At 71.1% G+C, this 17825-nt stretch carries 18 protein-coding genes and 1 tRNA gene; 9 read left to right on the top strand and 10 right to left on the bottom strand.

Going from position 1 to position 17825, the window contains the following annotated elements; translation table 11 throughout:
- Nucleotides 1–55 precede the first annotated feature (55 nt).
- Nucleotides 56–226, top strand: coding sequence for a hypothetical protein (locus tag HZS54_RS09100; RefSeq protein WP_179922103.1), 171 nt, complete (start codon nt 56–58; stop codon nt 224–226).
- Between the two features lie 76 nt (nt 227–302).
- Complete coding sequence (locus HZS54_RS09105) at nt 303–656, top strand: DUF5789 family protein (RefSeq protein ID WP_179922105.1); 354 nt, start codon at nt 303–305, stop codon at nt 654–656.
- 6 nt (nt 657–662) lie between these two features.
- Here HZS54_RS09105 and HZS54_RS09110 read toward each other — a convergent pair whose 3' ends face one another.
- Nucleotides 663–1610: an AAA family ATPase gene (locus tag HZS54_RS09110; RefSeq protein WP_179922107.1), complete on the bottom strand. Its 948-nt coding sequence runs from the start codon at nt 1608–1610 to the stop codon at nt 663–665.
- Between the two features lie 206 nt (nt 1611–1816).
- Between HZS54_RS09110 and HZS54_RS09115 the strand changes: the two genes are divergently transcribed.
- Nucleotides 1817–1901: transfer RNA gene (locus HZS54_RS09115), tRNA-Ser, on the top strand.
- Nucleotides 1902–1968: 67 nt separating this feature from the next.
- Here the strand turns inward: HZS54_RS09115 and HZS54_RS09120 are convergent.
- From HZS54_RS09120 to HZS54_RS09140, 5 genes are all read right to left on the bottom strand, one after another.
- Nucleotides 1969–2439, bottom strand: coding sequence for a hypothetical protein (locus tag HZS54_RS09120; RefSeq protein ID WP_179922109.1), 471 nt, complete (start codon nt 2437–2439; stop codon nt 1969–1971).
- A 111-nt stretch (nt 2440–2550) separates the two neighbouring features.
- Nucleotides 2551–4071, bottom strand: a complete 1521-nt coding sequence (locus tag HZS54_RS09125) for a sulfatase family protein (protein WP_179922111.1) — start codon at nt 4069–4071, stop codon at nt 2551–2553.
- 65 nt (nt 4072–4136) lie between these two features.
- The gene (locus HZS54_RS09130; protein ID WP_179922113.1) at nt 4137–4658 is read right to left on the bottom strand and encodes a hypothetical protein; all 522 of its coding nucleotides are present in this window, start codon (nt 4656–4658) and stop codon (nt 4137–4139) included.
- 85 nt (nt 4659–4743) lie between these two features.
- Nucleotides 4744–6618 carry a DUF2070 family protein gene (locus HZS54_RS09135; RefSeq protein ID WP_179922115.1) on the bottom strand — a complete coding sequence of 625 codons (1875 nt, stop codon included), beginning with the start codon at nt 6616–6618 and terminating at the stop codon, nt 4744–4746.
- Between the two features lie 190 nt (nt 6619–6808).
- Complete coding sequence (locus tag HZS54_RS09140; RefSeq protein WP_179922117.1) at nt 6809–7357, bottom strand: GMP synthase subunit A; 549 nt, start codon at nt 7355–7357, stop codon at nt 6809–6811.
- A 183-nt stretch (nt 7358–7540) separates the two neighbouring features.
- On the opposite strand from HZS54_RS09140, the gene HZS54_RS09145 reads away from it, so the two are divergent.
- On the top strand, nt 7541–8647 hold the full coding sequence (locus tag HZS54_RS09145) for a lysylphosphatidylglycerol synthase transmembrane domain-containing protein (protein ID WP_179922119.1): 1107 nt from the start codon (nt 7541–7543) through the stop codon (nt 8645–8647).
- Nucleotides 8648–9318: 671 nt separating this feature from the next.
- Nucleotides 9319–10383 carry a lysylphosphatidylglycerol synthase transmembrane domain-containing protein gene (locus HZS54_RS09150; protein WP_179922121.1) on the top strand — a complete coding sequence of 355 codons (1065 nt, stop codon included), beginning with the start codon at nt 9319–9321 and terminating at the stop codon, nt 10381–10383.
- 14 nt (nt 10384–10397) lie between these two features.
- On the opposite strand, the gene HZS54_RS09155 is transcribed toward HZS54_RS09150, so the two are convergent.
- Complete coding sequence (locus tag HZS54_RS09155; RefSeq protein WP_179922123.1) at nt 10398–10883, bottom strand: hypothetical protein; 486 nt, start codon at nt 10881–10883, stop codon at nt 10398–10400.
- Nucleotides 10884–10992: 109 nt separating this feature from the next.
- A complete protein-coding gene (locus tag HZS54_RS09160) occupies nt 10993–11574 on the bottom strand; it encodes a DUF7097 family protein (protein WP_179922125.1) in 582 nt (193 codons plus the stop codon).
- A 95-nt stretch (nt 11575–11669) separates the two neighbouring features.
- Between HZS54_RS09160 and HZS54_RS09165 the strand changes: the two genes are divergently transcribed.
- From HZS54_RS09165 to HZS54_RS09180, 4 genes are all read left to right on the top strand, one after another.
- Nucleotides 11670–12620: a hypothetical protein gene (locus HZS54_RS09165; protein WP_179922127.1), complete on the top strand. Its 951-nt coding sequence runs from the start codon at nt 11670–11672 to the stop codon at nt 12618–12620.
- Between the two features lie 115 nt (nt 12621–12735).
- Nucleotides 12736–14478 carry a methyl-accepting chemotaxis protein gene (locus tag HZS54_RS09170; protein ID WP_246391867.1) on the top strand — a complete coding sequence of 581 codons (1743 nt, stop codon included), beginning with the start codon at nt 12736–12738 and terminating at the stop codon, nt 14476–14478.
- A gap of 135 nt (nt 14479–14613) precedes the next feature.
- Nucleotides 14614–14970 (top strand): DUF192 domain-containing protein, encoded by a 357-nt coding sequence (locus tag HZS54_RS09175; protein ID WP_179922129.1) that lies wholly within the window; start codon nt 14614–14616, stop codon nt 14968–14970.
- Nucleotides 14971–15126: 156 nt separating this feature from the next.
- On the top strand, nt 15127–16692 hold the full coding sequence (locus HZS54_RS09180) for a (R)-citramalate synthase (protein WP_246391869.1): 1566 nt from the start codon (nt 15127–15129) through the stop codon (nt 16690–16692).
- A 28-nt stretch (nt 16693–16720) separates the two neighbouring features.
- Here HZS54_RS09180 and HZS54_RS09185 read toward each other — a convergent pair whose 3' ends face one another.
- On the bottom strand, nt 16721–16924 hold the full coding sequence (locus HZS54_RS09185) for a hypothetical protein (RefSeq protein ID WP_179922131.1): 204 nt from the start codon (nt 16922–16924) through the stop codon (nt 16721–16723).
- Between the two features lie 116 nt (nt 16925–17040).
- Nucleotides 17041–17577: a bifunctional nuclease family protein gene (locus HZS54_RS09190; RefSeq protein ID WP_179922133.1), complete on the bottom strand. Its 537-nt coding sequence runs from the start codon at nt 17575–17577 to the stop codon at nt 17041–17043.
- Nucleotides 17578–17825: the final 248 nt, after the last annotated feature.

Below are 17825 nucleotides of genomic sequence, written 5' to 3' on the forward strand. Positions count from 1 at the left end.
ACCCGGTCCACCACAAGGGTTTCCAGGCCGCCGGTCAAACCACTCGACTGACAGCATGGACCTGGCTACGCGACCGGAGGCCGTCGCGGCGCTCGCGGGAGCCGGTCTCCTGGCGGCCCTCGGCGGGCTGGTCCACTGGTACGGTCCGCTGTGGGCCGGCGCCCTGGTCGTCGCCGGCGCGGCCTACGTCGCCTTCGAGACCGCGTTCGCCGACGCGTCGTTCTGACGGTCCCCGGTCGAACGACTCGCACCCGCTCGTGTGCAAGGTGAAGGTAGTTGCGCGGCCCGACCCGAAGGCGGGTATGGCCGAGAACGACACCGACCACGAGCAGGGCGTCGAGTTCGGGTCGATCGAGTCGGTCTTCGAGGAGGTGTCCTACCCGGTGACCGCCGGCGAACTCGTCGACGAGTACGGCGACCGGGAGATCGGGCGTACGAGCGCCGACCCGATCGCCATCCGGGATCTGTTCGCCGGCGCGGGCGAGCAGTCCTTCGAGTCCGACGAGGAACTGCGCCAGGGGATGCTCAACATGATGCCCGCCGAGTCGGTGGGTCGCCAGCGCTACTCCGACCGCGGCGGCTCCGACCAGGACGATATCGACCAGGGAGAGATGGCTGACGACAACGAACGGCAGGTCGAGGACCGCGGCGAGTGACCGGCCTCAGACCGTCGGGACCGGCACCTCGTCGAGCACGGCGTCGACGACGGTGGACTTCCGGACCTCGTCGACGCGGGCGTCGGGCGTGAGGACGACGCGGTGGGCGAGCACCGGCTGGGCGACGCGTTTCACGTCGTCGGGGGTGACGTACTCGCGGCCGACCATGGCGGCGCGGGCGCGGGTCGCCTCCAGCAGGCGCTGGGTCCCGCGCGGGGAGACGCCCACCTCGACGCGGCGGTCCTGTCGAGTCGCGCGGGCGATGGCCGAGACGTAGGTCACCAGGTCGTCGTCGACGCGGACCTGCTCTGGGGCTTCCCGGAGGTCGGTCACGAGGTCCTGGTTCAGCACCGGCGAGACCGAGGGGCTCTGCTCGCTGCGGCCCAGGCGGCGGTGGAGCAGCTCCTCCTCGCCGGCCTCGTCGGGGTAGCCGATCGAGGACTTGACGAGGAAGCGGTCGACCTGCGCCTCGGGGAGTTCGAACGTCCCCTCCATCTCGACGGGGTTCTGCGTCGCGAGGACGAAGAAGGGGGAGGGCAGCTCGTAGGTGTCGCCGTCGACGGTGACCTGCTCCTCCTCCATGGCTTCGAGGAGGGCGGACTGGGTCTTGGGCGGCGCGCGGTTGATCTCGTCGGCCAGCACGACGTTGGCGAACAGCGGGCCTTCGTTGAACTCGAACTCCCGCTCGCGCTCGTTGAAGACGTGGGTGCCGGTGATGTCGGCGGGCAACAGGTCGGGGGTGAACTGCACGCGGGAGAAGTCGAGGCCGAGGGCGGTGGCCATACTGCGGGCGGTGAGCGTCTTCCCGGTCCCCGGCACGTCCTCCATGAGGACGTGGCCGCGGCCGACGAATCCCAGCAGCACGGTCTCGAGGAACTCCCGGTCGGCGATGACGGCCGAACCGATCTCGTCGAGGACCCGGTCGCACTCCGCGTTCGCTTCGCTTACGTCCATGGCGTCCCGTGAGCGCGCCGACAAGTTAGGCGTTGGGTCTGGCGCCGCGGTCCGGTCGCCGTCCCGGGCCGCCCGCCGGCCACACCCTACCGACCGTCCGCCCTCGACTCCGCGGCTGTCGACCGTCGACGCGCCTCCGCCGACTCCCCGACGCGAGCGGGACGAACCGTAACGGATAAAGTCGGCCTGCGTGTAGCGGTGAGTGAGCCGAGGTAGCCTAGCCTGGCCAAGGCGCCTGCTTCGAGAGCAGGTCTCCGCAAGGACTCAGGAGTTCAAATCTCCTCCTCGGCGTTTCTCGCGACCCACGCCGCCCAGCGACGGGCACGACCGTCGCTCCGTCGTCGCGAACCGCCAGCGGTCACGCCACCGCGAGCGCGCCCCCGACCAGCGCGCTCGCGACGAGGAGGTACGCGAGGGCGGACAACGCCCAGTCCCGGCGCACGCGGCCGACTCGCTCGTCGGGCACCCGACCGTAGGTCGGTACGACGACGAACGAGAAGAACCAGTTCATGAGGACGAACAGCGCGGCGCCAGCGACAGCGAGCGCGAGGGCGGTCCCGTCGAGGAGCCACCGTGTCGCGGCGACACCGGCGAGGAAGAGGACGCCGGTCCCGACGCCGGCGCCGTAGTGGGCGGCCGTCGCGACGCCGTCGGGCGCCGATTCGAGGGTCGCGTCCGAGAGCGTCCCGGCGGCCACCCGCGGCGCGGTCGGCCCCTCCGGGAGGCGGTTCATCGGCAGATCCATGCCCAGCGTCGCCACCAGCCCGACCGCCGCGCCGGCCAGCAGGCCGACGGGCAGCCAGTCGATCGTCAGCGTTCCGACCGTCATGGCGAGCGTAACGACCGGACCGACAAAACGGGCCTCACCAACTGGTTGGGCCGACGCGTCGGCGGACCGACCGCGAGCCGACACGGTGCCGGTCCGTGCGAGGAGCGGTCGCTACCGCAGGTACTCGGCGGGCGTCTCCTCGACGACGCCGTCGCGGCGCTCGATCTCCGCGGCGTGTTCCTCGCGGCCGGTCTCGCGCAGGCGCTCGGCGTAGGTGTCCGTCGCGTCGCGCAGGTAGGTCGGGCCGCCTTCGCGGATCTCCTCGACGAGCGGGTCGACGAGCGCCCGCGGCGCGTCGGGGTTCCCACCGTTCCGGCCGGTGGCGGCGTCGGTATCGCGTTCGGTGAGCCACTGTTCCAGCAGGGCCAGTCCGCGCCGGGCGACCTCGGGACGCTCGCGCGCGAGGTTCTCGGTCTCGTGGGGGTCGGCGTCGAGGTCGTAGAGTTCGACCGGCGCGAACTCCTTCCAGCCGTCGTGGTACGTGCGCAGCAGCAGCCAGTCGTCGAAGCGAACCCCCCGCTGGCAGGCCCACGCGCCCTGCCCGGTGACGAGGAACTCCCGGCCGTCGGACTCGCCGTCGACCAGCGCGGGCAGGAACGACTCGCCGTCCCATCCCTCGGGCACGCTCCCGCCCGCGAGGTCGACGAGCGTCGCCGCGAAGTCGACGTGGTAGTGGATGTCGTCGTCGACGCCCGGTTCCACGTCGGGGCCGGAAACGATCAGCGGGACGCGACAGGTCTTGTCGTCGGCGGTCTGGTGGTCACCGTAGACGTTGAGTTCGCCGAGGTTCTCGCCGTGGTCCGCGGAGATCACGACCAGGGTCTCCTCGTAGACGCCCGCGTCCTTCAGTCGCTCGACCAGTCGGCCGATGTAGTCGTCCATGTACCGAATACCGACGTCGTAGCCGTCGACCCAGCGACGGAAGTCCTCGCGGTCGGCGATCTCGTCGGGCGTCCGATCGAGGTCGTCGGGCCCGCGGCCGTAGAGGTAGCCGTGGTGGAGGTCGCGGGCGCTGTGGGGCCCGTAGCTCTCGTACTGCTCGGCGATGCGTTCGTCGGTGAGCCACTCGGGCGCGGGGTCGTCCTCGAAGGGGTTGCCGTACTCCTGTGGCGTGTCGTAAGGTGTGTGTGGGTCCCAGAAGTTGACGTGGAGGTACCAGTCCGCCTCGGTCGCGTGGTCGTCGAGCCACGACTCGGCGTGGGGCGCGACGACCTCGGCGCGCTCGGCGCCGCCGCCGCCGGTGTCGCGGTACTCCTCGAAGCCGTCGAGGACGTGCCAGGCGCCGTGGCGCTGGGGGAACGGGCTGACCAGGGCCGTGGTGTGCCCTCGGTTCAGGAGTTCGCGCGGGAGCGTGCGGTAGCGGCCGCCGGTCGAGGTGCCGCGCGACGCCCCCCGGTGGCGGACGTCGGCGTTCGTTCCCGAGTGGTTGACCACGCCGGTGTGGCGGCCGAAGCGGCCGGTGAAAAACGCCGTCCGCGAGGGGAGGCACGGCGCGTCGGAGACGTAGTAGTTCGTGAACCGACGGCCCTCGGCGGCGATCCCGTCGATCGTCGGCGACGTGTCGCGGTGGTAGCCGTAACAGCCGAGGTGATCCGGTCTGAGCGAGTCGCAGTCGACGTACAGGATCCGCATACGGGCGGGGCGCGAGCGGGCCGCAAAAGCGTTCGGACGCCGGAAGCCCGCGCCGCAACCCGCGCTCAGCCGCCGGTCCCGGGGTTCTGATAGACCGCGGTGACGATGCCGGCGGTCTGGCCGAGGCCGACGGCGGCGATGCCGACGGCGGCGTCGACCTCGGAGCCGGCCAGTCCGTAGGTGGCCGCGCCGGCAAGCGCGAGGATGGCACCGGAGAGGTAGATCCGGTTGAACGGCGGCTCCATCTCGGCTGCGGTCGCGACGTAGGCCAGCGCCGGGACGACCATCCAGCCGTACAGCGTCACCGGGAGCGTGGGGTCGGCGTCGGGCGTGACCGCCAGGTCGACGGCGCCGACGAGCGTGATCGCGAACCCGACGACGACGACCCCCTGCCAGACGGCCAGCACGGGCCCGGTCATCTCCCCGCGGGCGAGGACGGCGAACGCGCCGAGCAGGACGGTCATCACCGAGAGCCCGACCAGCAGGACGTGTCGCGACACGAGCGGCGAGACGTGGGCGCCCAGCGTCAGGGTCCAGGCGGCGGGGACGAGGACGGCGGGAGCGACATCTGTCAGCGAGCGGCTCACGGCGGGAGGTACGGCGGACTCCGTGTTCGGCGTTTCGGTCGGCGTCGAGCGAGGCGAGCGCCCAGGCGGGGCGACTCGCGGCCGCTCACAGCCGCGCGACGAGGAAGATGAGCGCCGACACCGAGAGGGCGGCGGTGATGATGGCGCCGGCCAGCGGCGCGCCCATCGAGACGGCGGCGTTGGCGGTCGAGGCGAGCATCTCCGTGCGGTCGTTGCCGAAGACGGTCACCTCGGCGCTCTCGGTCTCCATGCCCGCCTCGACGGGTTCGAGGTCGGCCTTGGCCCGTTCGACGAGGTCCTCGATGGCCGCGACGATCTCGGCTTCGGGGATGACGTCGCCGACCTGGTTCTCGGCCTCCATCGTGTTGACGACGTGGGTGTCGGTCGTCAGCACCTCGACGCGGTCGACGGTGTCGACGGCGTCGACGATCCGCTCGCGCAGGCCGGGGACCATGTTGTTGCCGTCGACGAACACGTAGGCGGTCTGCTGGCCGTCCACGTCGAACACCGCCACGCGGATGCCCAGCGGGCCGATGCCATCCTCGGGCTCCCAGTCGGTCTCGTCCCAGGCGACGCCGCACTCGAAGGGTTTGCGGGTCGCGGCGGCGAGCCGGGCGCCGGCGTCGCGGGCGCCGTCGATCATGTCGAACGAGCGCTGGCTGCCGGGGACAACGTGGCCCAGATCCTCGCCTGCCAGGCCGTTGTTGCAGTTGTGGGCGTCGGCGAGCATCACCTCGTCGAGGTCGCCGGTGCGGGCCTCGGCGACGGCGGAGAGGCCGACAGCGTACTCCACGTCGTCGGCGAACTCCGGCGAGAACGTCGACGCGAGGAAGGCGCCGTCGCCGAACGCCTGGCCGGTCAGGGTGGCGTCGCCCTCCGTGAGGCGGACGGACTCGGTCGCCGTCGCGCCGTACTCGATGCGCTGGTAGGCGGTCTCGGCGGTGTCGATGACGGTCTCGACCTCCCGCTCGGTGACGAGATTGAAGTCGTGGCCGGCGGTGGCGTGGGGCGGGAAGGCCAGCCCGTCGGCCTGCTCGGCGATCCGCCGGGGGAGGTTGCCGCCGCCGATGTCGCCCATCGGACCGGGGTGGAGCATCGGGAGGACGAACCGCGCCTTCTCGCCGCCCTCCGGTCGGCGTACCGAGAGCACGGTCACGGGGACGATGGCGTCCTCGCCGATATCCTCGAAGAACGTCTCCAGCTCCCGGCTGCCCTCGGCGACGTGGCCGATGAACCCGCGGACGAAGTCGAGGACGCTCACGCCGAGGCTGCGCTTCCATGGCTGGTCGATGACGGTGAGGAACAGCCAGACGCAGCCGGCGTAGACGACGCAGATGAGCGCGAGCAGGCCGAACTTCCCGGGGTCGGCGTACTGCATCTCGGCGATGCGCCGGGGCGCCTCGTCGGGGCGGAAGAGGAACGCGCGGGCTATCGGTCCGCCGCCGAACTCCATGTAGCGCATCGCCCCGCTGTAGACGAACAGCAGCAGCGCCGCCGAGGCGGTCTGGATGCTGGCGGCCGCCGACGCGACGACCAGTCGCTGGCGCGAGACGGCCATGATGACGAACAGTCGCAGGGCGAAGATCGACGCCAGCGCGACCAGCAGGGCGTCGACGACGAACTCCTGGCCCAGCGGCGTCACGAACGCGACGAACCCCGCGACGGTCAACACGCCGATGGTGACGAGCTCGCAGGCCAGCGCCAAAAGCGACGCCTGGTTGCGCGAGAGCTGGCCGCCGAGCTTGCGGTCGACGTACGGCGTGAACACGCTCGCCACGACGGTCGGGATGCCGATGTAGAACAGCCCCTCCCAGGCGTCCTCGAAGACGAACCGGGAGTCGAAGGCCGCGACGCCGGCGATCGCCGCGATGAGCAGGGCGAAGCCGACGCTGGAGTACCAGCTGGGCGCGCGGAAGACGAACCGCGAGAGGCTCGCGAGATTGCCCTGAGTGGTCGTCATGACTAACCTGATCCACCAATGACCGTACGATCACTTCAAACGTGGGAGTTCCGTCAGACGCCCGTCAGCGGTCGGTTCGAGCGCCGACACTCCGAGATCGTCGGTCGAAATCGCGCAGTCGTGCGGGTAGATAACACACAACGAGGCGGGGATCGTCCGCGGTCGCCTGACGGCGGTCGTCGGCGGTCGATTACTCGCAGATGTCGAGGAAGTTCTCGAAGACCTCCTCGCCGCGCTCGGTGTGGGCGACCTCGGGGTGCCACTGGACGCCGTAGAGGTCGCGGTCGGCGTCGCTCATCGCCTCGACGCCGCAGACGTCGCTCTCGGCGGTGCGCGCGAACCCGTCGGGGACGCGGACGACCTCGTCGGCGTGGCTCGCCCAGACTCGGGTGTTGGGTGCGAGCGAACCCACGAGCGGGTCGGCGTCCTCGACGATGTCGACGGTCACGTCGGCGTAGCCGCCGTAGTCGCCCTCGCCGACCTCGCCGCCGAGCTCCGTCGCGATGACCTGGTGACCCAGGCAGATGCCCAGCACCGGGATATCGAGGTCGAGGTAGTCGGGGCAGTTGCCGATGCGGTCGATCGAGGGGCCGCCCGAGAGGACGAGCCCGTCGGCGTCGATCTCCTCGGGGGGCGTCTCGTTGTCCACGATCTCCACGTCCACGCCCATGTCCCGGAGCGCGCGCTGCTCCAGGTGTGTGAACTGGCCGTGGTTGTCGATCACGTCGATGCGGGTCATTAGGGGCCCGTAGCCCACCGGACGGTAAAAGGCGTCCGGAACGCGCAGGACTGGCCAGGGGAAGGGGTCGCGGACGGCGACCGACGGCGTCGGACCGCGACCGCCGGAGCCGGACGGGGGACCGCGGACGCCTTCGTCCTCGGGCCACCGCGCTTATGCCGACACCCCTCGTCTCGCGGGTAGATGCGACGCATCCTCCGGGTCGTCCTCGGCTTCGCGCTGGCTCTCCTCGCGGTCGGCGGCTTCCTGTGGATCGTCGGCCCGCGACAGGTCCTCGACGAACTGACCGGCGTCGACCCCGCCACGTACGCCGCGGGCTTTCTCGCGGTCGTCGCCGCGTTCTACTGCTGGAGCGAGGCGTTGCGGCGCCTGCTCGCCAGCGTCGGCGGCGACGCGGCCCGCGAGGTCGGCGGCCCCCGCTACCGCGCGGCGTTCATGAGCGGCGAGTTCCTCAAGCAGGTGGTCCCGATGGGCCACTCCGGCGGCCCGGTGTTCGTCTCCTACGCGGTCAGCAAGGAGACCGACGCGCCCTACGAGGAGGCGCTCGCGGCGGCGACGGTCGTCGAGTTCGTCAACATCGCGTCGTCGGTCGCGCTCGCCGGCGTCGGGATCGGGGTCGTCCTGCTCACGAGCGACGGGCCGATCACCCCGCTGTTCGTGGCGCTGCTCGTCGGCTTCGCGGTCGCCGTCGTCGCCCTCGGCGGGGCCGCGCTGCTGGTCAACTCCCGCCGGGCGCTCGTCGAGCGACTCGTCCTCCGGGCCGCCGGGATCGGCCGGGCGACCGTCGGGCGGCTCTCCGGGCGTGCGCGCGCCGCGCTGGCGGCCGACCGCGTCGCGGGGACGTTCGGCACCTACTACGCGGCGTTCGACCGCGCGCTGGCCGACCGGGCGGAGGTCCGGCGGGCCGCCGCCTTCTCGCTGGCCGGCTGGGCGCTCTTTCTCGCCCCGATGTACACGAGTTTCCGCGCCATCGGCGAGCCGGTGCCCTACGCGCTGGTCGTCTTCGTCGTCCCCGTGCTGAGTCTGGTCAACGTCGTGCCGCTGCCCGGCGGCCTCGGCGGGTTCGAGGTGGCGCTGGCGGCGGTCGTCGTCGCACTGGTGGGGCTGGAGCTCCCGGCCGCGACGGCCGGCGTCTTCCTCTACCGGCTGTCGAACTACTGGTTCGTCGTCCTGCTCGGCGGGCTCGCCGCGGCGTGGGTTTCGACGCGACTCGCCGACCCGCCGAGCCCGCTCGCGCCGACCCCAGAACCCGACGGATCGTCCACGGAGTCTGCGACGGACGGTGAGTGAGGCTGTCGTTCAGGTTCCCTTGTGAGTCGAGTGGTCGGTTCTGTTCGAGTTGGGCCGAAAGAGAGTCATGCGAGAGTGACTGCACTCGACGGAGACAGCAGGCGATGAACACCCTTGACCCGCTCGCTAGCAGTAATCAGCACCGTGCTCGACTGCAGGCGATGAAAGCCCTCGGCGCTCTCTAGCAGTTGCCTCTCCCGCGGAGAACAACAAGCGCTGAAAGCCCTCGGCGCGCTCGCGGTCGCTGTCTCTGAAAATCGGAGATTTTCAGGATGACGAGAGAGCTTCGCTCTCTCGAACCAAGGCGGGATATCCGCGCTCTCGGCACCGCCCGCGCGGATAGTTGCCCGCTCAGGCGACGCACGGCGCGAGCGCGCCTCGCCCTTTCAGTCCGCCAGGACCGCGACCGTTCCGTGACAGCGACTACACCGCGACCGCACAGCGCCGCAGACGGCCTCACACCTCCCCAGCCGCTTGCGCTCCGCGCGCCTGCGGCGTGCGGTGCTCATCCCTCGCGCGACTGTTTCGAGCGGCCCGCCAGGAGGCGGGCACGCTCGACAGCACGCGCCGACCGCACCGCTTACCGCAACTGCAACGGCCGTCGTCTATACTGATCGTCGCCGAGGGGGGCGCCGGACGATTTTTACGGGCCGGCCGCGTCCGTTGCTCTCATGTCACGTCGCGTCCGCCTGGTCGCCGGGTTCGCGGTCGCTCTCCTCGCGGTCGGCGGGTTCCTCTGGGCGGTCGGCCCGGAGGCCGTGCTGGCCGAGCTGGCGACGGCGGATATCGGGGTGCTGGCCGTGGGTTTCCTCGGCGTCGTCGCCGCGCTCGCCGTCTGGAGCGAGGCGGTCCGACGACTGCTCGCGAGTACTGGTCACGTGGTCGGCGGCCGGCGCTACCGCTCGGCGTACCTGAGCGGCGAGTTCCTCAAGCAGGTGCTGCCGATGGGCCAGAGCGGCGGGCCCGTCCTCATGTCCTACACCGTCAGCCGCGAGACCGCGGCCCCCTACGAGTCGACGCTCGCCGCGGCGTCGGTGTTCGCGTTCCTGAACGTCGTCGCGTCGCTCGTGCTCGCCGTCGCCGGGCTGGCGCTGCTGGTCGCGACCCGCCGGGGGCCGACCGGGCCGCTGCTGCGCACCGTCCTCGTCGCGATGGTCGCCGTGACCGCCGTGGTCCTCGTCCTCACGTATCTCGCGGTGTACCGGCGCGAGACACTCGAAGCCGTCGCGCTCCGCGTGGCCGCCGGGCTCCGACGGACCGTCGGCCGCGTCTCTGCGCGCGCGGACGCCGCGCTCGCGCCCGAACGGGTCAGCGACGCGGTCGCGCAGTTCGGCGGCGCGGTGGGCGACCTCGCCGGCGACCGGCGGGGGGTGGCGACGACCGTCGCGCTCGCCGTCGTCGGCTGGCTCTGCTTCCTGTTGCCGCTGTACACGAGCTTCCTCGCGATCGGCGAGCCGATCCCCTACGCGCTGGTTGTCTTCGTCGTCCCGGTCGTCACCCTGCTGAACGTCGTGCCGCTGCCCGGCGGGCTCGGCGGGTTCGAGGTGGCGCTGGCGGGCGTGACCGCCGCGCTCGCCCCCGTCGGCCTGCCGACGGCGACCGCCGCCGTCTTCCTGTTCCGGCTGTCGAACTACTGGTTTATCGTCCTGCTGGGCGGGCTGGCGGCCGCGTCGCTGTCGGTCCGGGTGAGCGACCCGCCGCCGGTGGTCCCCGTCGAGGACGACGAGGGGATCTGAGCCGCGACCGGCGGTCAGACGACGAGGAGGTAGACGAGCGCGGAGGCGATGAGGAGCTTCTTGACGACGATGACCCCGAGGACGACCGACTGGGCGGTGATGTCGTCGAGCCGGCGGGAGGCGCTATCGACCAGCGAGGGCCCCGTCCGGGCGGCGTCGTCGGCACTCCCCGGTCCGCCGTCGGGGAGCGCCGCGGCCGGCTCCCAGCCGTCGTCGAGGTAGACGACGGGGATCGTCTCGCCTTCCAAGTAGGGGAGCTGGTCGTATTCGTAGCCCGCGGCCGCCGCGACCGCCTTCAGCTCCATCACGTCCCGGGCGTCGTCGAGGTCGTAGCTGACCGAGTCGGGCTCGGGCGTCCACTCGAAGCCGAACGTCAGCCGCGCCGTGTCGTCGACGACGGCCACGTCCGTGATCTCCGCCCGCTCCCGGTTCCCCGTGAGCTCGCGTTCGCTCCGCTGGAGCCGTTCGTACTCGCCGTCGGTGTACTCCCGGAGGGCCATTAGCGATCCTGACGGCGGGACGAAGATAAGGGCTCCGCGTGTCAGCGATCGGGACTGTCGGTTCGCAGTCGGCGCCGGATCCGTCGGCTCGCTCGTCCGGCCTCGCGTCTCAGCTCGCCCCGTCCTCCTCGCCGCCGGTATCGAACCGCTCGGCGGCCGACTGGAAGCCGAGTTCGGACTGCTCACGGGAGCGCCGACCCTCGCGCTCGGCGATGGCCTCGGGGTCGGGGTTGGCGTCGTCGTCGACGCTCGCCCACGAGTCGTGGACCTTCGCGTGACACCACCGACAGAGGAAGACCGTTATCTCGTGGCTCGGGTCGTCGCCGTCCCCGTCGGCGGCCGACCGGTCGGCGTACGACAGGTGGTGCTCCTCCAGCAGCGGCCGCTCGTCGTCGTGGGCCATCCGGCGTTCTTCGAGCCCGCAGCGCTCGCACGCCCGGTCGCGGTTGCGACACCGGAAGTGCGGGCAGTCGGCCCACTCCCACGGACCGGTCAGCCCCTCCTCGTCGAGCGCACCCACGACGGGACAGCGGAACTCCTCGCGACTGCGCGCGTCGGCGAACTCGGGGTCGCGCTCGCCCTGCTCGACGGCGAACCGGCAGCGACCCTCGTCGGTGCAGTGGTTGCAGCGGTCGACGTGGGCGTACGGGTCCTCCACCCCCACCGACGTGCCGGAGGGCGTCTTCTCCATGGTCGGCCCACGGTCGCGATCCGTTAGAGATTTTCGAGGCGCGCACGCTCGCCCCCACCGGAAGACTTGTACCGTCGACCCCTCGATCGACTGCCATGACCGCGCGCACCGCAGCGCTCGGAATCGCCCTCCTCGTCGTCCTCGGCGGCTGTGCCGGGGCTCCCGGAACGGGCTCGGAGACGCCGGGGCCGACCGACACGCTCACGCCGGAGCGGACGACGACGGCACCGACCGCACCGGAGACGCCCGACGGGACACCCACTCCGACGGCCGAGGAGGGGACGCCGACACCGGCTGCGTCCGGGGAGAACACGACCGTCGAGTACGTCGTCCGCGCGGGCGACCTCCCGGCGGAAGTCGCTGCGGCGAACGTCACGCTCGGCGTCGCGTTCGCCGACACGAGCATCTACAACTGCGACGGCGTCTCGCCGTCGGACGCGTCGGGGTCGTTCTCGACGCCGACGCAGACGCCCGACCTGGACCGGGATCTGGACTGTCTCCGGTACGGCGGGCTGTCGCTCGACCTCGCCGACCTGAACGGGTCGCGGTCGCTCGGGTCCTACGCCGTCCCGGCCTCCGCCGTCGCGGAGTACTCCCTGGTCGTCCGCGACGTGACCGTGACCCTGGAGAACGGGACCGTCGTCGACGATGTCTACGCCGAGGCGTTCAGGGCGCACACGGCTCGCGACGCCCGCAGCCGGGCGGTCGGCGTCGAGATCGACATCGACCGGCGGGCCGCGGACGCGACGCCCCGCCCGAACTCCCGGGCGCATCCGGACAGCTCGTACGAGACCGGGTCGAGCGAGTTCGACCCCGCCGCCGGCGAGGCGCCGGTCCGATACCGCCTCTCGACCGGCGGGAGCGTCGCCGACGGCGAACTCGCGGTCCGTGTGACCCGCGACGCCGCGCCGGCGAACGTGACGCTGACGACGGTCGGGGCGGCCGAACCCCGGTACCGAACCGGGCCCGACGGCCTCGTCACTCTCGACATCGTCGACCCCGAGATCGTCGAGATCGAGGCGACCGTCGCCGGTCGGACGGCCTGACCCACGGGAGTCGGTCCCGCCCACCCCGTCCCGCCGGCCGGCCGCGGGCGCCGCTGTTCTCACCTTCTGAAATTCGATTCCGGTTTTTATACGACGCGTTGCCGACTGACTGCACATGTACGCTCTCCCCGCTCAGTGGTACAAGCGATTCATACGACGCTGGATGACGACGATGGGGATCGACCGGTCGGTCGAGCGGACGGTCGTCGCGGCGGCCGGGATTCAGTTTCTGATATCTGTCGCCCAGGCGGTCGTCCCGTTCGTGACGACGGACGCCGCGCGGGTCGCGCTCGCTGCGGTCCTGTTCGTCGGGGCGGCGCTGGCGCTCGTGAACACGGTCTGGATCACGCGTGAAGACGTGGTCGTCCCCGTCCGGCGGCTGGAGGCGGCGGCCGACCGGATCGCCGACGGCGAGGTGGACGTGGCCGTGCCGGCCAGCGACGACCCGTCGGAGGTCGGGAGCCTGACCCGGTCGTTCGCCGAGATGAGCTCGCACATCGAACTCGTGGCGGCGCAGGCGGACGCGCTGGCCGACCAGGAGTTCGACGCGCCCGTCCTCGACGAGCAGGTACCGGGGGCCTTCGGCGAGTCGCTGGCCCGGATGGCCGACAACCTCCGCGAGTACACCGACGAGTTGGAGGCGATGACCGCGGATCTGGAGCGGCGCTCGGAGCGACTGGAGTCGCTCGTCGCGGCGTTCGGCGACGCGACCGACCGCGCCGCGGACGGGGACCTGACCGCGCGGCTCGACGCGGACGAGATCGCCGGCGACGACGACCAGTTCCGGGAGATCTGCGAGAACTACAACCGCCTCGTCGGGACGCTGGGGGCGACGGTCGGCGACGTGCGGGCGTTCGCCGACGACGTGTCGGCGGCCAGCGACGACGTGGCCGCGAGCATGGACGAACTCGACCGGACCAGCGACGAGGTGGCGTCCTCGACCCAGGAGATCTCCGAGGGTGCGACCCGCCAGAGCGAGCAGGTCCGGTCGGTCGCCGATCGGATGAACGACCTCTCGGCGACGGTCCAGCAGATCGCCGCCTCGGCCGACGAGGTGGCCGACACCGCGGGGACCGCCGCCGAGCGCGGCCGCTCCGGTCGCGACGCCGCGACCGAGGCCATCGACGCGCTCGCCGATCTGGAGGGGCGGATCGAGCGGACCGCCGACGCCGTCGAGGGGCTGGCCGACCGCATGGACGAGGTCGACGAGATCGTCTCGTTCATCGACGGGATCGCCGAGGAGACGAACATGCTGGCGCTGAACGCCTCGATCGAGGCCGCTCGGGCGGGCGGAGGGGGCGGTGGCGAGGGGAGCGGCGACGGCTTCGCGGTCGTCGCCGACGAGGTGAAGGGGCTGGCCGAGGAGACGCGCGACGCCGCCGAGGAGGTTGGCGACCTCGTCGACGAACTCCAGCGCGAGTCGGCCGAGACAGCGGCGACGGTCCGGGAGATGCACGACCAGGTCGGCGACAGCGTCGCCACGATCGAGGGCGCGCTGGGCGACTTCGAGGACATCGTCGCCGACGTGGGCGAACTCGACGAGAGCGTCCGCGAGATCAGCGCGGCGACCGACGAGCAGGCCGAGACGACCCAGGACGCGGTCGCGCGGGTCGACGAGGTGGCGGACATCAGCGAGCGGACCCGCGGCGAGGCCGAGTCGGTCGCCGCGGCCGCCGAGCAACAGACCGCCTCGGTCTCGACGGTGACCGCGGACGTGCAGTCGGTCGCCGACCGCGCCGACGACCTCCGGGCTGCCCTCGACCGCTTCCGGCTGCCCGACGCGGCCGACGAGGGGAGCGCGGCGCCCGCGGCGACCGGCGGCGAAACCGGACCGTCTCCGGCGGCGACCGACGACTGACGACTGACGACTGATGGCCGGCGACCGACGACTGACGACCGACGACTGATGGCCGGCGACCGCCGGCGCCGGGTCGCCCGGTCCGGCGGGTCCCGCGCCGGAACGGTTTTGTCCCGTTCTCTCCAGGGTGCAGCCATGCGCCTCGTCCACGAGTCGGCCGACGGCGACACGCGAACCCTCGCGACGGACGTGGAGCGGGCCGACTCGCTGTTACAGAAGGTCAAGGGGCTGATGGGTAAGTCGTCGCTGCCGGAGGGCTACGCGCTCGTGTTCGACTTCGGGCGGACGAGCTACCGGGACGTACACATGCTGTTCGTCCGCACGCCGCTGGACGTGATCTGGCTGCTCGACGACGAGGTGGTCCAGGTGAAGACGCTACAGCCGTGGCGCGGCACGGGCGTCGCCAAGGCCGACCGCTTCGTCGAACTGCCCGGCGGCGCCGCCGACGGCGTCGAACCGGGAGACCGGGTCTACCTCGACGGCGACGGCTGATCGAGCGTCGTCGAAGACCGAGAACGGGGTCGACGGCGGCGAACCCGACGGTTTAATTAGGGCGGCTCGCTTCACCTCGGAGTACGATGTCGGACTATACCGACACGGAGGATAGAGGAAGTCGCCTCACGGCGGCTGGCCGCGAAATTCTCCGTCATGTGTGACGGCTCCGGTGAGCGCGAAGGGACAACGCTGTTCGGCGACCATCCCGAGACGACTCACCTCTCTGACGTAGGCGACGTACAGTTTCTCGACACGACGCTGCGCGACGGCGAGCAAGCGCCGGGTGTCTCGCTGACGCCCGACGAGAAGGCCCGGATCGCCCGCGCGCTCGACCGCGCGAACGTCGGGTTCATCGAGGCCGGCAGCGCCTGCACCGGCCCCGGCGAACGGGAGACCATCTCCCGCGTCGCCGAGCTGGACCTCGACGCCACGGTCACGAGCTTCTGTCGCGGCATCCAGCGCGACATCGACCTCGCCATCGACTGTGGCGTGGACGGCATCAACCTCGTCGTCCCGGCGAGCGACCGCCACGTCACCGACAAGGTGGGGACGACCCGCGAGGACAACGTCCGCGACACCGTCGAACTCGTCGAGTACGCCAAAGAGCAGGGCCTCTGGGTCGAGGTCATCGGCGAGGACGGCTCGCGCGCGGATCTCGACTACCTCGAAGAGCTCCTTGGGGCCTCCCTCGACGCCGGTGCCGACCGCATCTGCTGGGCCGATACGGTGGGCCACGCCACCCCCGACGGCGCGCTCGAAGCCGTCTCCCGGCTCTCGGAGCTGGGGCCGGTGAGCGCCCACACCCACGACGACCTCGGGCTGGCCGTGATGAACGCCCTGACTGCCATCGCCGCCGGCGCCGACGTGGTCCACGGGACCGTCAACGGCATCGGCGAGCGGGCGGGCAACGTCGCCATCGAAGAGGTCGCGATCGCCCTCTCGCACGGCTACGGCGTCGAGACGCTCGAACTCACCGAGGTGTACGATCTGGCCGAACTCGTCGCCAACGCGACGGGCATCCCGCTGCCGCCGAACAAGGCGGTCGTCGGCCAGAACACCTTCACCCACGAGTCGGGCATCCACACCGACGGCACGCTCAAGGACGACGCGATGTACGAGCCCTACCCGCCCGAGAAGGTGGGCCGCGAGCGCCGCCTCGCGCTGGGCAAACACGCCGGCCGCGCCGGCGTGAAGGCCGCCCTCGACGAGAAGGACTTCGAGGTGACCGACGAGGAACTCTCGGCGATCGTCGCCCGCGTCAAGGAGATCGGCGACCGCGGCAAGCGCGTCACCGACGCCGACCTGCTCACCATCGCCGAGGACGTGACCGACAGCGAACACGACCGCCGCGTCGAGATCACCGAACTCACCACCGTCGCCGGCGGCAACACGCCGACGGCCACAGTCACCCTCGTCGTCGACGGCGAGGAGCGCACCGAGGCCGAGATCGGCTCCGGACCGGTGGACGCCGCGATCAACGCCGTCCAGTCGGCGCTGGGCCACTCGTTCGACACCCATCTGGAATCCTACCACGTCGACGCCATCACCGGCGGGACGGACGCCATCGTCACCGTCGAGGTGGAGATGTCCCGCGGCGACGATTTCGTGACGGTGACTGCCAGCGACTCGGACATCACCCGCGCCTCCGTCGAGGCCATGGTCGACGCCATCGACCGCCTCGTCGCCACCAGCGACGACAGGGTCATCGCCGACGATTGACCGCGGCGGGGTGACGTTTCCCTCACACTCACGCCGACAGCCAGGCGTAGGTCTGGACGGCGCCGAAAAACAGCGCGAGCGCACCGTTCTCGATGAGTAGCAGCTGATTCCCGTCGAAGGCGGTCCGTGAGACGAGCGCGAGGACGCCGAACAGGGTCGCCAGCAGTAGGTTGTACTTCGCCAGCACCACCCAGGTCTCCTGGTCGAGGTCGACGAGGCCGTCCGATCCCATACCCCAGTTCGGAGTTCGAGACGGAAAACCCCCTCATACGGATTATTGCAAGCGTTTCCCGGGTCGACCGCACGACTTCGTGCGGTCGATCCCGGACTGTCTTGCAATACTCCGTATCAGAACGGGTCGTCGTCGCCGAAGCCGGGATCGTCGTCCTCGTCGTCGAACTCGAACCCCTCCTCGCCGATGTCGTGCTCGCGGCGGGCCTCCTCCTCGTCGACGAAGCCGAGTTCGTCGGGGTCGCGACCGGCCTCGTCGATCACCTCGTCGGAGATGAGGATGGGACAGTCGACGCGCAGCGCGAGCGCGATGCCGTCACTGGGGCGGGCGTCGAACACCATCTCCGAGCGCTCTTCGTCGCCGTACTGCTCGGTGTCGACCTTCGCGTAGAAGGTGCCGTCGGCGAGGTCGTCGATGCGGATGCGGTCGATGGCGGCGCCGAACTCCGCGACCATGTCGACGAAGAGATCGTGTGTGAGCGGCCGCTCGAAGGGCGTCCCGTCCAGCGCGTGTTGCATCGACTGGGCCTGGTCGGCGCTGACGAAGATGGGGACCAGTTCCTCGCGGACGCGCAGCAGGACGACCGGGTGGCCCGGGCCGTCGTCGCCGACGCCCACGCCGACGCCCTCGACCGTGGCCTCGTGTGTTGCCATGTTACCGCGTTGGAGCGCGACCATCAAAAAGGACCGTGCGCAACCATCTTTTTTAACGGGGGCGTCGGCGCGAGCCGGTGGGCTCGCGCCTCGACCCCCGTCAAAAAACATGGGTGAAAAAAGGCCGGCTGCGCTGGTCGCTTCGCTCCCGCGCAGCCGGTGTCTGCGGGAGTGAGCACGACGACCGACCGCAGGCTCGTCAGCGCTCGCTCTGACGGCGAACCGGCGCCTGCGGCGCCGGATGCTCG

Origin of the sequence: Halosimplex pelagicum, from assembly GCF_013415905.1 — an archaeon.
Taxonomy (GTDB): Archaea; Halobacteriota; Halobacteria; order Halobacteriales; family Haloarculaceae; genus Halosimplex; species Halosimplex pelagicum.

Coding starts and splice junctions, on each gene's coding strand:
- HZS54_RS09135 (WP_179922115.1), bottom strand. CDS start 6,618: ATGACGACCACTCAGGGCAATCTCGCGAGCCTCTCGCGGTTCGTCTTC.
- HZS54_RS09145 (WP_179922119.1), top strand. CDS start 7,541: ATGCGACGCATCCTCCGGGTCGTCCTCGGCTTCGCGCTGGCTCTCCTC.
- HZS54_RS09100 (WP_179922103.1), top strand. CDS start 56: ATGGACCTGGCTACGCGACCGGAGGCCGTCGCGGCGCTCGCGGGAGCC.
- HZS54_RS09105 (WP_179922105.1), top strand. CDS start 303: ATGGCCGAGAACGACACCGACCACGAGCAGGGCGTCGAGTTCGGGTCG.
- HZS54_RS09110 (WP_179922107.1), bottom strand. CDS start 1,610: ATGGACGTAAGCGAAGCGAACGCGGAGTGCGACCGGGTCCTCGACGAG.
- HZS54_RS09150 (WP_179922121.1), top strand. CDS start 9,319: ATGTCACGTCGCGTCCGCCTGGTCGCCGGGTTCGCGGTCGCTCTCCTC.
- HZS54_RS09120 (WP_179922109.1), bottom strand. CDS start 2,439: ATGACGGTCGGAACGCTGACGATCGACTGGCTGCCCGTCGGCCTGCTG.
- HZS54_RS09125 (WP_179922111.1), bottom strand. CDS start 4,071: ATGCGGATCCTGTACGTCGACTGCGACTCGCTCAGACCGGATCACCTC.
- HZS54_RS09160 (WP_179922125.1), bottom strand. CDS start 11,574: ATGGAGAAGACGCCCTCCGGCACGTCGGTGGGGGTGGAGGACCCGTAC.
- HZS54_RS09155 (WP_179922123.1), bottom strand. CDS start 10,883: ATGGCCCTCCGGGAGTACACCGACGGCGAGTACGAACGGCTCCAGCGG.
- HZS54_RS09165 (WP_179922127.1), top strand. CDS start 11,670: ATGACCGCGCGCACCGCAGCGCTCGGAATCGCCCTCCTCGTCGTCCTC.
- HZS54_RS09180 (WP_246391869.1), top strand. CDS start 15,127: ATGTGTGACGGCTCCGGTGAGCGCGAAGGGACAACGCTGTTCGGCGAC.
- HZS54_RS09170 (WP_246391867.1), top strand. CDS start 12,736: ATGTACGCTCTCCCCGCTCAGTGGTACAAGCGATTCATACGACGCTGG.
- HZS54_RS09185 (WP_179922131.1), bottom strand. CDS start 16,924: ATGGGATCGGACGGCCTCGTCGACCTCGACCAGGAGACCTGGGTGGTG.
- HZS54_RS09175 (WP_179922129.1), top strand. CDS start 14,614: ATGCGCCTCGTCCACGAGTCGGCCGACGGCGACACGCGAACCCTCGCG.
- HZS54_RS09140 (WP_179922117.1), bottom strand. CDS start 7,357: ATGACCCGCATCGACGTGATCGACAACCACGGCCAGTTCACACACCTG.
- HZS54_RS09190 (WP_179922133.1), bottom strand. CDS start 17,577: ATGGCAACACACGAGGCCACGGTCGAGGGCGTCGGCGTGGGCGTCGGC.